Here is a 12,703-nt window from a genome sequence, read left to right as displayed (position 1 = left end):
CCGCCGTGCGCTGTTCGCCGTCTCCTGGCTCTGGGCGGGCCTCCCCTTCGCCTACGGGATGTACGAACTCGCGCTGAAGATGCGCCAGTTGTTCACGGGGTGAGCGTCAGGCCCGATCCAGCAGGGCGGTGCCCAGATCGCTCGCCGTGTAGTGCACCTCGCGCCGGTAGCGGTGGCTCGTGACGAGACCCGCGTCCCGCAGCACCGAGAGGTGCTGGGACACCGCGCCGAGGCTGAGGCCGCTGCGGGCCGCCAGCTGGGTCGTCGTACTCGGGGAGCTGGTGAAGGCCAGGAGCCGGGCCCGGCTGCGGCCCAGCAACCGCGCCAGCCCGTCCCCGCAGGCGCTGCGCCGCTCCCACAGGCCGCCGACCGCCCGCGAGGGGTAGACGGCGGCCGGCGGCGCGGGGCCGGGGCCGGTCAGCAGGTGGCAGCGCGCCGCGAAGGCGCTGGGGGCCAGGGTGATGCCCGCACCGCCCAGGTCGAGCCCGGCCGGGGGCAGATCCGGGGACACCAGGCGGTCGCCCGTCCAGCGCAGGGCGGGATGGAGCCGGGCGAACACCTCCTGGATGCCGTCCTCGGCGAGCTGCCGGGTCCGGTACGCGATGTCCGCCTCGAGTACGGCCCGGACGCGCGGCCAGTACGGCCGGACCGCCGCCTCCCACCAGGCCCGCAGCGCCTCGCCCAGCTCCGGCGCGGCCGCCGTCAGGGCGAGTTCCTCCTCGAACTCGGCCAGCGGGCAGCGCGGCGGTGGCGTGACGAACCCCGGAGAGGCCGCCGCGGTGTGCAGGGGCGCGATCCGCGCGGCGAGGGCCCGGTCCTCCCGCAGCGCCAACGCCGGCTTGATCCACGGCAGATGGACGGCGTGCCGTCCCGGATCGGACGCGGCCCGGAAGCTCGCGAGGGTCTCCCACAGCGGCGAGATCGCGAACCGGATCCCGGCGACGTCGTGCACACCGAAGCGCACCTCACCCATGCGTCCACCCCCAGGTGATCTTTTCGCCCAGCCTAAAACATTGGCCGCACCGCCCCTGGGGCCGCCATCTTCACGGACATGACGAACCCCCACGCCCGAGCCGGGCTCTTCCGCGACGCCGACTTCCGCAGGCTCTGGACCGCCGACGCCGTGAGCCAGGCCGGCTCCGCCGTGACCCTGCTCGCGCTGCCCCTCGTGGCGATCGGCGCCCTGGACGCCACCCCGTTCGAGGCCGGCCTGCTCGTCATGTCCGAGTACCTGGCCTTCCTGCTGATCGGCCTGCCCGCCGGCGCCTGGGTGGACCGGCTGCGCCACCGGCCCGTGATGATCGCGGGCGATCTGGGCCGCGCCGCCCTGCTCCTGTCCGTCCCCGCTGCCGCCTGGCTGGACGTACTGACGCTCCCTCAGTTGTACGCCGTGGCCTTCGGGATGTCGGTGTGCACCGTCTTCTTCGACGTGGCCGCCCAGAGCGCGCTGCCGCGCCTGGTGGACGGAGCCCGCCTGGCCGAGGCCAACGTCCGGCTGGAGACCACCCGCAACCTCACCCAGATCGGCGGACCCGGCCTGGGCGGAGCGCTGGTCGGCGCGCTCACCGCGCCCGTCGCCGTGGCCGTCGACGCCGTCAGCTACCTCCTCTCGGCGCTCTTCGTCTCCCGCATCCGCCGCCCCGAACCGCGCCCGGCCCTCCGGCGGGACGCGAGCCTGCGGGCCGAGATCGCCGAGGGGCTGCGCTTCGTCCTCGGCGACCGGACGCTGCGGGCGATCACCGCCGCCTCCGCCGTCTCCAACCTGTTCGGCACGGTCGGTGCCGCCATGCTGCTGGTGCTGCTCGCGGGGGAGCTCGGCCTGTCCCCGCTGCTGTGCGCGGCGGTGTTCACCGCGGAAGCCGTGGGCGGTCTCCTCGGCAGCCTGCTCACCCTGCGTGTCGCCGCCGCGTTCGGCCAGGGCCGGGCGATGTGCGCGTCCGTGGTCACCAGCGGTGTGCTGTGGCTGCTGGCGGTGCCCCTCTACCAGGGGGACTGGCGGTTCGCGGTGGCCGTCGCACTCCAGGCGCTGGGCTGGACCGCCTTCATGACCTTCAAGATCACCTCGGTCGCCTTCCGGCAGCGGATCTGCCCCGAACCCCTGCTGGGCCGGACCGCCGCGACGTTCCGCTTCGTGGTGTGGGGCGCGATGCCCGTCGGTGCGCTCGTCGGCGGGCTGCTGGGACAGTGGCTCGGCGCCCGGCCGGCGATGTGGATCGGCGCGCTCGGCGAACTCCTCGCCGTACTGCCCCTCCTCCTCTCGCCGCTGCGGACGGCACGCGAACTCCCGGCCGAGCCGTCCCCGTCCGCCGCACGGCATCTCGTACGTCCGTAGACCCCTCCCGAAGGACCACCCGATGCGCTACCACCACGTCGACGTTTTCGCCCGACGCCCCTACAGCGGCAACAGCCTCGCGGTGTTCCCCGATGCCGAAGCGCTGACCACCGCGCAGATGCGGGCCATCACCCGGGAACTGCGCCACTTCGAATCGGTCTTCCTGGTACGCGATCCCGCGCGCCCCTACACCTGCCGGGCACGTGTCTTCGACCTCGCCGGGGAACTCGACTTCGCCGGCCACCCCCTCATCGGCGCCGCGAGCGTGCTGCACGCCCTGCACACCGCCGGTACCGGCGACAGCCTCACCTGGACCCTGCGGTTGGGCGCCCGCACGGTGGAAGTGACCACCCGCCGGAGCGCACCGCGACGGTACGAGGCCACGCTCGACCAGGGCCCCGGAGTGTTCCTCGGCCGCCCCGGGGAGGGCGAGGCCGCCGACATCGCCGCCCGCTTCTCCCTGGACGCGCGGGACCTGGACCCCGCCCTGCCCCCGGAGACCGTTTCGACCGGCCTGCGCTACCTCGTCCTGCCCGTACGCGGTGACGCGCTGGCCCGCGCCCGGATCACCGCTCCGCTCGACGCCCCGCTCGGCCGCCTCGGCGCCGGGTTCGCGTACCTTCTCGACGCCACCGCACGGGAAGGGCGCCACTGGACCAACGACGGCCTCCTGGAGGACGTGGCCACCGGCAGCGGGGCCGGCTGCGCCGCCGCCTACCTGCGCCGCCACGGCCGGATCGGCGACGGCGAGCCCGTGGTCCTGCACCAGGGCCGCTTCACGGGACGCCCCAGCGAGATGACCGTCAGCGCGCACGGGCACGGGCAGGACATCCGCAGGGTGGAGGTGGGCGGTGCGGTGGCGCTCCTCGGCGAGGGGGTCCTCGCGGAACTGCCCTGAGCGCCGCCGCCGTTTCGCGGGGTGCGAGACTGCTCGACCGTGAACGAAGCGAGAAGGGCGGACGGGATCGTGCGAGTGGGGTGGGGGCGTCTGGGCCTGGTGGCGCTGGTGATGGTGACGGCGGGGGCCTGCGCGCATCCCCTCCGGGACCTGGGGCCGCTGCCGCCGCGCTTCTCCGGGCCGCCGCTGCCGGCCGACGCGGTGGTGGCGGACCTGACCTCGGCGATGGCGGAGCAAGGGCTCGAGCTGAAGCGGCAGCCGCCGGTCATGCAGCCGATCGAATGCCACGAGGTCCTGACCGCCGAGCCGCCGACCGCGACGGCGGACGCGTCGCTGAAGGCCGCCTTCGCCCGCGCCCGGTCCGGCCACGGCTGGCAGGCCGGACCGGACATGGGCCCGGAGATGCTCAGCATCCGCAAGAACGACTGGACGGCGACCGCCTCCCTCACGGGCACCCGGCCGTCGGAGCTCCCCACGACCCAGGTCGTGATCAGCCTGCTCTGCTACGGCGCCCACTCCAAGCCCGTGCCCTCGACGCCCCCCTCCGCCCCCTCGGCCCAGGCCCCGACCGGGTCCTGACCGCCCCGCGGACCCCGGGTCCTACCGGCGCGACGCGTCCCGCTGGTGCGGGACCGGCGGGGCGGACAGCGGGCGGGCCTCCTCCTGCTGGAGCGAGACCGTGCGCGTGGGCGCGGGGATCGAGATGCCCTCCGCCCGGTAGCGCCGGTGCAGGCGCTTGATGAACTCGTGCTTGATCCGGTACTGGTCGCTGAACTCGCCGACGCCCAGGATCACCGTGAAGTTGATCCTGGAGTCCGCGAAGGTGTGGAAGCGGACCGCGGCCTCGTGGTCGGGGACCCCGCCGGTGATGTCGGCCATCACGCTGTCGACGACGTCGAGGGTCACCCGCTCGACGTGCTCCAGGTCGCTGTCGTAGCCGACCCCGGCCTGGACCAGGATCGACAGCTTCTGCTCGGGCTGGGTGTAGTTGGTCATGTTCGTCCGCGCGAGGCGGCCGTTGGGGATGATCACCAGGTTGTTCGACAGGTTGCGCACCACGCTGTTGCGCCAGTTGATGTCGACGACATAGCCCTCCTCGCCGCTGCTGAGCCGGATGTAGTCACCCGGCTGGACCGTCTTCGAGGCGAGGATGTGCACCCCCGCGAAGAGGTTGGCGAGGGTGTCCTGCAAGGCCAGCGCGACCGCGAGGCCGCCCACCCCGAGAGCGGTGACCAGCGGGGCGATGGACACCCCGAGGGTCTCCAGGGCGACGAGGACGCCCATCGTCAGCACCACGATCCTCGTGATGTTGACGAAGATGGTGGCGGACGCCGCGACGCCCGTCCGGGACGCGGCCACCGACTGGACGAGTCCCGCCACGACCCGGGCCGCGCTGAGCGTGGCGATGAGGATGAGCAGCGCCGTCAGCGACTGGTTGACCAAGCCCCCGACCCGCGCGGTCAGCGGCAGCGCCGAGGTCGCCACCGCGGCGCCGGCGATCACGGCCGCCCAGGGGGCGATGGTGCGCAGCGCGTCGACGATGATGTCGTCCCCGCTCCACCGGGTCCGGCTCGCGTGCTTGCCCAGCCACTTCATGAGCGCCCGCAGCAGCAGTCCGGCGGCGCCGCCGGAGGCCAGCGCGATGGCGGCCACCACCCAGTCGTGCAGGACGAGGTCCCGGCTCAACACCCCGCCTCCGAGCCGTGGAGGGCGATGGAGGAGGCCGTTGCCGGCCGCCGTATGTGCTGTGTCGTCACCTTGTCACCTGTCAGGTCGTGTTGTGCGCAGCCCCGTTGGAGCGGATGTACGCATTCCGAACGGACTGCCATCCTGCCCCATGGCGGGCCCGCCCCCGCAGCCGGTCCCGGCCGGGACTTGCGGCAACACCCCGGTGGTGCCGCAGAATCACGGTCCTAAGCGAAGATCACGAATGCGGGGAGTCAGGAAATGCGCGTGCTGTTCTCGACCTACGGGTCGCGCGGGAGCTTCGAACCGATCCTGGGGCTCGCGGTGCGGTCGCGGGAACTCGGCGCGGAGGTGCGGGTGTGCGCGCCGCCGGACGAGGAGTTCGCGCAGCGGCTGGCCGAGGTCGGTGTGGCGCACGTGCCGACCGGCGCGCCGGTGCGCCCGCTGGTGACCACGGTGACCCCGGGCTCCGCGGCGGGCCTGGCGCAGCGCGCGGCCGCGCTGATGACCGCGCAGTTCGAGACGGTCGCCGCGGCGGCCGAGGGATGCGACGCGCTGGTGGTGACCGGCCCGCTGCCGGTCGCGGCCTGCGCGCGGTCGGTGGCCGAGAAGCTGGGCGTCCGCTACGTGCACGCGAGCCACCAGCCCGTCAGCCTCCCGTCGCCGCACCGCCGGCCGCCCGTGCGGCGGGGCCAGCCGGTGCCGGAGGGCCCCGTCGACAACCAGGCCCTGTGGGACGAGGACGCCCGGATCGCGCACACGATGTTCGGCGAGGAGATCAACAGGCAGCGGGCGTCCTTCGGCCTGCCGCCGGTGGACAACGTCCGCGACTACGCCTTCAGCGGCCGGCCCTGGCTGGCCACGGACCCGGTCCTGTCCCCGTGGCAGCCGACGGACCTCGGCGTGGTGCAGACCGGCGCGTGGCTGCCGGCCGACGAGCGCCCGCTCCCGGCGGAGCTGACGGAGTTCCTGGACGCCGGCACGCCGCCGGTGTACGTGGGCTTCGGCAGCATGCCCATGGGCGCCCCGAAGGAGGTCGCGCGGGCGGCCGTCGAGGCGGTCCGCGCACAGGGCCGCCGCGCGGTGGTCTCCCGCGGCTGGGCCGAGCTGGCCCTGATCGACGACCAGGACGACTGCCTCCTCGTCGGCGAGGTCAACCAGCAGGCCCTGTTCCCCCGCACGGCGGCCGTCGTACACCACGGCAGCGCGGGCACCACGACGACCGCCGCCCGGGCCGGCGTGCCCCAGGTGGTGGTACCCCAGGGAGCGGACCAGCCGTACTGGGCCGGCCGGGTGGCCGACCTGGGCCTCGGCGCGGAACACGACGGCCCGGTTCCGACCGCCGAGTCCCTGTCGGCCGCGCTCGGGGCCGCCCTGGCCCCCGAGACCCGCGCACGGGCGAGCGCCGTGGCCGGCACGATCCGCACCGACGGGACGACGGTGGCCGCGAGGCTCCTGCTCGACGCCGCCGGCTAGGCCGCGGGGCCCGGCGGCAGCTCGGTCCCGGGACCCGCCCCCCCGCTCAGCAGGGGGCGGGCATACGGAACTCCGCGCCCGGCGCCCGGTCCTTCAGGCCCGCCCGGCGGACCTTGCCGGAGCGGGTGCGCGGCAGGTCGGGGGCGAACTCCACCACCCGTACCCACTTGTGCTCCGGCAGTTCCTCCCGGACCAGGGCGAAGACCGCACGGGCGGTGGCCGCGCCGCCCGTGTGTCCGTCCGCGGGGGTCACGTACGCCTTGGCCGCCCACAGGCCCACCGGATCGGGCACCGGGACCACCGCCGCGTCGGCCACCGCCGGATGGCGCAGCAGGACCCGCTCCAGTTCCAGCGGGGAGATCCGGTGGTCGAACGACTTGAACATGTCGTCCGCGCGGGAGACGTACGAGAAGCAGCCGTCCGGCGCCCGCACCACCAGGTCGCCCGTGTGGTAGTGGCCGCCCGCGAAGGCCCGCGCCGTCCTGTCCGGATCGTCGGCGTAGCCGCGCATCAGCCCGGCGGGACGCTCCGCCAGGTCCACGCACAGCTCGCCCGTCACCCCGTCGGGCACCTCCTGCCCGGTCTCCGGGTCCAGCACCACCATCCGGTAGCCGGGCAGCGCCCGCCCCATGCTGCCGGGCACCGGGGGGCGGCCGGGCGGGTTGCCGATCTGGCCGGTGGTCTCGGTCTGCCCGAAGCCGTCCCGGACGTCGATGCCCCAGGCCTCGCGCACGGCCCGGGCCAGGGCGGCCTCCATCGGCTCACCCGCGGCCACGGCCTCGCGCAGCCGCGCGGGCCGTGGGCCCAGCCCGGCCGCGATCATGGCCCGCCAGGTGGTGGGCGGGGCGCAGAAGGTGGTGACCTCGCGGGTGCGCAGGACCTCGAGCACGGCCCCGGCGTCGGAGGCCGTGGCGGAGTCCAGGGCGAGCACGGTCGCCTCCGCGTTCCACGGGACGAAGAAGGAGCTCCAGGAGTGCTTGGCCCAGCCGGGCGCGGAGATGTTCAGGTGCACGTCACCGGGGCGCACCCCGTTCCAGTACATGCCGGAGAGGTGCCCGACGGGGTAGCTGGTGTGGGTGTGCTCGACCATCTTGGGCGCGGAGGTGGTGCCCGAGGTGAAGTAGCGGAAGAGCGGGTCGTCCGCGCGGGTCGGGCCGTCCGGGTCGAACCGTACGGGGGCCGAGCGGGCGTCCTCGTACGAGGCCCAGCCCGGCGGCGGTGTGCCGCCCACGGCGATGCCCTGCCAGGGATGGGGCCCGGGCCCGAAGCGGCCCGCGAGCGCGGCCTCGGCCACGACGAAGCGGACGCCTCCGCGCGCCGCCCGGTCGGCCAGCTCGGCGGGGGTGGCCGTGGTGTAGGTCGGGATCATCACCGCGCCGAGCTTGATGGCGGCCAGCATGGTCTCCCACACCGGCACCCGGTTGTCCAGCAGCAGCATCACCGGGTCGCCGCGCCGCACGCCCAGGGCGCGCAGCCAGTTGGCGACCTGCGAGGAGCGGCGGGCCAGCTCGCTCCAGGAGACGGTCACGTCGTCCGCCGGACCGGCGCCGCCCGCCCCGGCCAGGCGCAGCGCGGTGCCGTCGCGGGCGCCCGCGACGGCGTCGAACCAGTCGAGGGCCCAGTTGAAGAGGGGCAGCCCCGGCCAGCGGAAGGCACGGTGGGCGGCGTCGAGGTCGGTGCCGTGGGCGAGCAGCAGGTCACGGGAGGCCCGGAAGACCTCGGTGGGGGAGGCGGCAGGGGAGGAGGGGGTCTGGTTCTGGTGCATGGGGGTGGTCCGTGGTCCTCAGCGGGTGGCGGCGGCAGCGGGCACGGCGGCGGGCGCGGCCGTGGTTGCGGGGACGGCTCGGGGCGGCTCCAGCAGGCCCCGGGCCACGGTGTCGGCGTCCCGGTGGAAGAGCGTGTCCACGCCGGGGCGGCCACTGCCGACCTGGGTGAACCAGCGGGTGTGCTCGGTGGGAATGCCCAGCGCGAGCACCCCCGGCAGCGGTTCGCCGACGGCGTCCACCACGTGGAAGGAATCCGGTGTGACGTCGAGCCCGCCGGTCGGGAACCGGCTGCCGTCCGGACCGGTCGTCGTGTACTCGCGGACCATCCCCTCGGCGAGCAGCCGCCGGGTGAGCGGCGAGGTGTCGCGGTGCAGCGCGGGCGAGGGGATGCGGGCATCGACCAGCACGTCGACGTACCGGGTCGAGCCGGGGACGTGCGGCGAGGAGACGGCGAAGCGGCCGCGCCGCTCGTCGGCGGCGAACTCGGTGGCCGGGCCGGCGATTTCCACGATGCCCTGCCTGACCAGCGCCTCGAGCTGCCGCACCCGGCTCGCCGGCGGACCCGCCGAGAGCAGGGAGTTGACCGGCAGGAAGCGGCCGTGGAAGTCCTCGGCGTGCGACTCGGGCAGCAGACCGCCGTGGTCGACGGCCTGGCGCAGCACGCCCCGGATGTCCCGCAGGACGTCGAGGGCCGCCTTGAGCGGGCCGCTGGAGTTGCCGAGGGCGGCCTGCTCCAGGTCGGCCTCCATGACCTGGAGCAGCCGCTCGCGGAACTCCTCCGGCCCGGCGAACCGCTCGCCCTCGAAGGGCCGGGCGAGCGCCTTCAGGTCCAGCGGCGGCACACCGGCGAGCCCGGCCCGCGCGAGCAGGGGACCCGGGTCCCGGCCCTCCCGCAGCGCTGCGGCGTGCCGGTCCGCGAACCGCTCGGCGGCCTCGGCGCCCGAGCGGGCCCGTACCTGGGCCGTCCAGTAGACCTGGTGCACCTCCTGGAGCAGCAGCGGCAGCACGTCCCGGTCGAAGTCCAGCCGGTCGTCGCCCGTCGCGGCGGCCCGCCGGGCGCGGGCCGCGGCCAGCGCCGCCGGGGTGAGGAAGAGCGGCCGGTGGGCGTGGTCGGGAGCCTTCTCGTTGCGGCCCCGGGCCGGGATGGGCAGGCCGCTGCGCGAGCCCGCCACGATCCGGGGCTCGCGGCCGCTGGGCAGGTAGCGCAGCCGGCCGTCCTCGCCGGGCTCGAAGGCGCCGCCCCGGCCGACGGTCAGGGTCAGCATGACGTCGTAGAAGGACAGGCCCAGCCCCCGGATGCCGACGGGGGTGCCGGGCGGCACGGCTTCCTCGCCGAGCTCCATGTCGGCGGCGGAGTCCCCGCACAGGTAGCGGGCGCCGGAGTGCCGGCCGGCGAAGCCGAGCATGTCCCGTTCGAAGGCGTCGGGTTCGTTGTGCGGGTGGCCGGTGGCGAGGACCACGCTGTCGGCCCGCAGGACGTGCGGGGCCGCGTCGAGGGTCAGCAGCTGGCCGCCTTCCCGGTCCGGGCCGAGGGAGGTGACGCGGGCGGTCACCGGTACGAGTTCGGCGAAGGGCGGCAGGTGCTCGGCGACCGACCGGTAGACGTCCTGGAGGTAATGGCCGTAGACGACGCGCGGGGCGTAGTCGTCCGGCCCGAGGACCTCCTCGCCCGGCAGGGCCCGGGCCGCGATCCACTCGCCGAGGGAGGGGCCCGCACCGGGGCGCGCGGGCCCGCCGTCGGGACGGCCGGAGTACATGGTGACCTGGCTGACGACGGTGTTCATGGTGAACCAGTCGTCCTGGTCGGTGCGCCAGATCCGGCCCGCCCCGACCTCGACGGCGTCGATCGCGTAGATCCGTACGGGCCGCGGCCGCGTCCCGTGCCGGGCGGCCCGCTCGGCGCGGTCGGTCAGGCGGGCCGCGAGGCGCTCCAGTACGGCGATGCCGCGCGGGCCCGTACCGACGACGGCGACCGTGTGCGGACGGGAGTGGGCGGGGGAGCAGGTGCGGTCGGGGGTGGAGGTGACAGGCATGGAGAGGTCCTTCGGGAGCTCGGGGGATCGGGAGATCGGAAGAGATGAGGGAAGGGGCCGCGATCAGGCGGCCAGCGCGGCGCGCCGCCCGCCGGCGGGCTCGACGGCGGCCCGGTCGAAGCCCTGCTGGACGTGCGAGAGCATGCCGATCAGATCGTCGGCGCGCAGCGGACCCGCGGCCCGCCCGGCGCTCGCGCGTACCGGCATCGCGCCCGCGCTGCGCCACTGGAGGCTGCCGCGCGCGTCGATCCAGCTGCGGCTGCGGCCCGAGTTGTCGGCGTGCAGGCAGTACGGGACGTCCAGATACCCGCGGCGGAAGGCCTCGACGAGCGCGGCGCCGATGTCGGAGCCCAGCTCCAGGACCGACTCCACCAGGGCGCGCGCCTCGGCGAGGACGCCGAACTCGCCCTGTGCCACGGGGGCGTGGGCGGTGGCGCGGGCGCTCGCCGCCTGAGCGGCGGCCTCCCCCAGGGCCTGGATGTTGTCCTCGACGGTCGGGATGCGGTGGGCCTCCGCCGGCGTCTTGACGATCAGCCGCTCGGTGCCCGTCCGGGCGGCCAGCACGGCGCTCGACCGGAGCAGGGCCAGCGCACCGGGGGTGGTGCGCGGGAAGACGCCCATGTACGTGTACAGCACGACGTGCCAGTCGGTGTCCCCGAGGTACTCGCCCGCCAGCAGCCGCAGGGCGGCGAGCGCCTCGGCGTCCTGGTCGGGGTGGGTCTGCTGGGCGTAGCTCAGCGAGATGCTGCGCAGCCCGTGCCGGCGGAAGAAGATCCCTTCGAGGACCGCCATGGCCACCAGCAGCCCGGGCGGGCACAGCTGGCCGAGCAGACAGCCGCCGAAGCTCTCCATGTGGGCCGAGCCGTGGGAGCGTTCGGCCAGCAGCTCGCAGCTGCGGGCCCACGCGTCGACCGACTCCGCGAGCGGGGTGCGGCTGTAGGGGAGGCAGTACGAGACGGGCCCGCCCTCGGTGGCGTCCAGCCCCGCGTCCAGCAGGGTCTCGACGATGCCGAAGGGGTTGGCGGAGCCGTGCCGTACCTGGACGGCGAAGGGGTGGCCGGCCGGAGTGTCCCCGAGGACCGGGGCGAGCATCTCCCGGGTGACGGCCGCACCGTGGGCGACGATGGGGAAGCCGTTGAGATCGGCGCCGGCGTCGAGGGCCTTGCGGGCGGACGCGTGGTCGCCGACCCGGGTGTAGCTGTCGAGGGTGACGGTGCCGACCGTACGGGCCCGCGCGCCGCGCACCGCGAGGAGGCCCTCGCGCATCCGGGCGGTGGTGGGGAAGCCCATACGGGGCTGCACCACCAGCCGGCCTTCCGCGCGGGCGGCGTTGACGGCCTCGGCGAAGGGCGACAGCCGCACGGCGGGGGCGTTCACCGGGCACCCGCCAGGGCCGGGGTGCGGCGGGCCGGGGGCGGGGCCGCGGCCTGCCGGCGTACGGGCGCCTCGCCGAGGTAGCGCCGGAACTCCTCGGTGCCGGCCGCGTCCTCGAAGACGGCGTCGAAGCCCGCCGCCATCAACGCGGGTGCGTGGGTGCCCGCTTCGGCTCCGCGCACGCCGAGCTTCCCGCCGATCACGACCTGGAGCTCCCGCAGGTCGGGCTCCTGCCGCAGCCGGGTGATCAGGCGGTGGCCGTCGAGCGCGCCATGGCCGTTGACGGTGCTGATGACCAGCGCGTCGGGGCGCAGCCGCCGGCACTCGGAGAGGACCAGCTCGTCGGGGACGCAGGCGCCCGCGTTGAACACCTCGTGGCCCATTTCCTCCAGCAGCAGCTGGAGGAAGACCAGGTTCCAGGTGTGCGCGTCCGAGGAGACGCTGGAGACGAGGATCCTGCGGCGGTCACGGACGGGAACCGGGGAGGAGGGGCAGGGGGAGGGGAGGGTGGAGGTGGTCGGGGACATGTTCTTCTCGCGATCTGTCGGGTCGGCGGGAGTTCAGGACCGGGTGCGGACGATCTCGGCCTCGTGCGGGGTACGGGGCGCGGCCGGGCGGGTGCGGACGGCCAGGACCGTGCAGCCGGTGGCGCTGGACATCTGGTGCCGGGTACCGGGGCCCTCGACGACGAGGTCGCCCTTGTCGTAGGAGGTGCCGTCGCTGTGGTCGAGGCGGCCGTCGAGCACGAGCATCAGCTCGTGGCCCAGGTGCTCGTGGAAGTCGCCGTGCGCACCGGGCGGGAAGCGCAGGAGGAGACCGACGGAGTCCTCGCCCCGGCCCGGGTCGGGAGCCCAGAGCACGTGGTGTTCCACGCCCACGCGGCCCGGCTCGGACCACGGGACCCAGCTGAGGTCCTGCATGTCGAATCCGCTGCGGAATGCGTTGGCGATGTATTCGATTTCAGACATGGCGGTGCCCTTCAGAGAAAGCGGAGAGTGTTTTCCGGGAATTTCCGGGAATTTCCGTGGCGTTTTCGGCCACATGAACAATCTAGTGGGCGGATCCCTCGCCGGATCCGCTGAAAAGCAGATGGGAGGGCATCGGGGAAACCGATGGCGAGCCCCGAGCCCCGCGGCGC

11 protein-coding genes are annotated in these 12,703 nt (G+C 74.7%); 4 read left to right on the top strand and 7 right to left on the bottom strand.

Features of this window, described 5'->3' with window-relative positions:
• Nucleotides 1-106 precede the first annotated feature (106 nt).
• A complete protein-coding gene (locus OOK34_RS29540; protein ID WP_267037217.1) occupies nt 107-973 on the bottom strand; it encodes a helix-turn-helix domain-containing protein in 867 nt (288 codons plus the stop codon).
• A gap of 78 nt (nt 974-1,051) precedes the next feature.
• On the opposite strand from OOK34_RS29540, the gene OOK34_RS29535 reads away from it, so the two are divergent.
• Genes OOK34_RS29535 through OOK34_RS29525 form a run of 3 tightly spaced genes read left to right on the top strand, consistent with a single transcriptional unit; the run spans nt 1,052 to nt 3,809 of the window.
• On the top strand, nt 1,052-2,332 hold the full coding sequence (locus OOK34_RS29535; protein WP_267037216.1) for an MFS transporter: 1,281 nt from the start codon (nt 1,052-1,054) through the stop codon (nt 2,330-2,332).
• A gap of 22 nt (nt 2,333-2,354) precedes the next feature.
• Nucleotides 2,355-3,230 carry a PhzF family phenazine biosynthesis protein gene (locus tag OOK34_RS29530; protein ID WP_267037215.1) on the top strand — a complete coding sequence of 292 codons (876 nt, stop codon included), beginning with the start codon at nt 2,355-2,357 and terminating at the stop codon, nt 3,228-3,230.
• A 39-nt stretch (nt 3,231-3,269) separates the two neighbouring features.
• Nucleotides 3,270-3,809: a hypothetical protein gene (locus OOK34_RS29525; protein WP_267037214.1), complete on the top strand. Its 540-nt coding sequence runs from the start codon at nt 3,270-3,272 to the stop codon at nt 3,807-3,809.
• 21 nt (nt 3,810-3,830) lie between these two features.
• Here the strand turns inward: OOK34_RS29525 and OOK34_RS29520 are convergent, their stop codons facing one another.
• Nucleotides 3,831-4,916, bottom strand: a complete 1,086-nt coding sequence (locus OOK34_RS29520; RefSeq protein WP_267037213.1) for a mechanosensitive ion channel family protein — start codon at nt 4,914-4,916, stop codon at nt 3,831-3,833.
• Nucleotides 4,917-5,177: 261 nt separating this feature from the next.
• Here OOK34_RS29520 and OOK34_RS29515 point away from each other — a divergent pair, with 261 nt between their 5' ends.
• Nucleotides 5,178-6,392, top strand: coding sequence for a glycosyltransferase (locus OOK34_RS29515; protein WP_267037212.1), 1,215 nt, complete (start codon nt 5,178-5,180; stop codon nt 6,390-6,392).
• Between the two features lie 46 nt (nt 6,393-6,438).
• Here the strand turns inward: OOK34_RS29515 and OOK34_RS29510 are convergent, their stop codons facing one another.
• The 5 genes from OOK34_RS29510 to OOK34_RS29490 form a co-directional block, all read right to left on the bottom strand.
• The gene (locus OOK34_RS29510; RefSeq protein WP_267037211.1) at nt 6,439-8,157 is read right to left on the bottom strand and encodes an AMP-binding protein; all 1,719 of its coding nucleotides are present in this window, start codon (nt 8,155-8,157) and stop codon (nt 6,439-6,441) included.
• A gap of 18 nt (nt 8,158-8,175) precedes the next feature.
• Nucleotides 8,176-10,191, bottom strand: a complete 2,016-nt coding sequence (locus OOK34_RS29505; RefSeq protein ID WP_267037210.1) for an FAD/NAD(P)-binding protein — start codon at nt 10,189-10,191, stop codon at nt 8,176-8,178.
• Nucleotides 10,192-10,254: 63 nt separating this feature from the next.
• The gene (locus OOK34_RS29500) at nt 10,255-11,568 is read right to left on the bottom strand and encodes a methylaspartate mutase (RefSeq protein ID WP_267037209.1); all 1,314 of its coding nucleotides are present in this window, start codon (nt 11,566-11,568) and stop codon (nt 10,255-10,257) included.
• Nucleotides 11,565-12,092 (bottom strand): cobalamin B12-binding domain-containing protein, encoded by a 528-nt coding sequence (locus OOK34_RS29495; protein WP_267037208.1) that lies wholly within the window; start codon nt 12,090-12,092, stop codon nt 11,565-11,567. Before OOK34_RS29495 ends, OOK34_RS29500 begins: the two co-directional genes overlap by 4 nt.
• A 33-nt stretch (nt 12,093-12,125) precedes the next feature.
• Nucleotides 12,126-12,533, bottom strand: a complete 408-nt coding sequence (locus OOK34_RS29490) for a cupin domain-containing protein (protein ID WP_267037207.1) — start codon at nt 12,531-12,533, stop codon at nt 12,126-12,128.
• Between the last annotated feature and the right edge of the window lie 170 nt (nt 12,534-12,703).

This window comes from Streptomyces sp. NBC_00091 (assembly GCF_026343185.1).
Taxonomy (GTDB): domain Bacteria; phylum Actinomycetota; class Actinomycetes; order Streptomycetales; family Streptomycetaceae; genus Streptomyces.
This window is presented reverse-complemented; position numbering and strand designations above follow the sequence as displayed.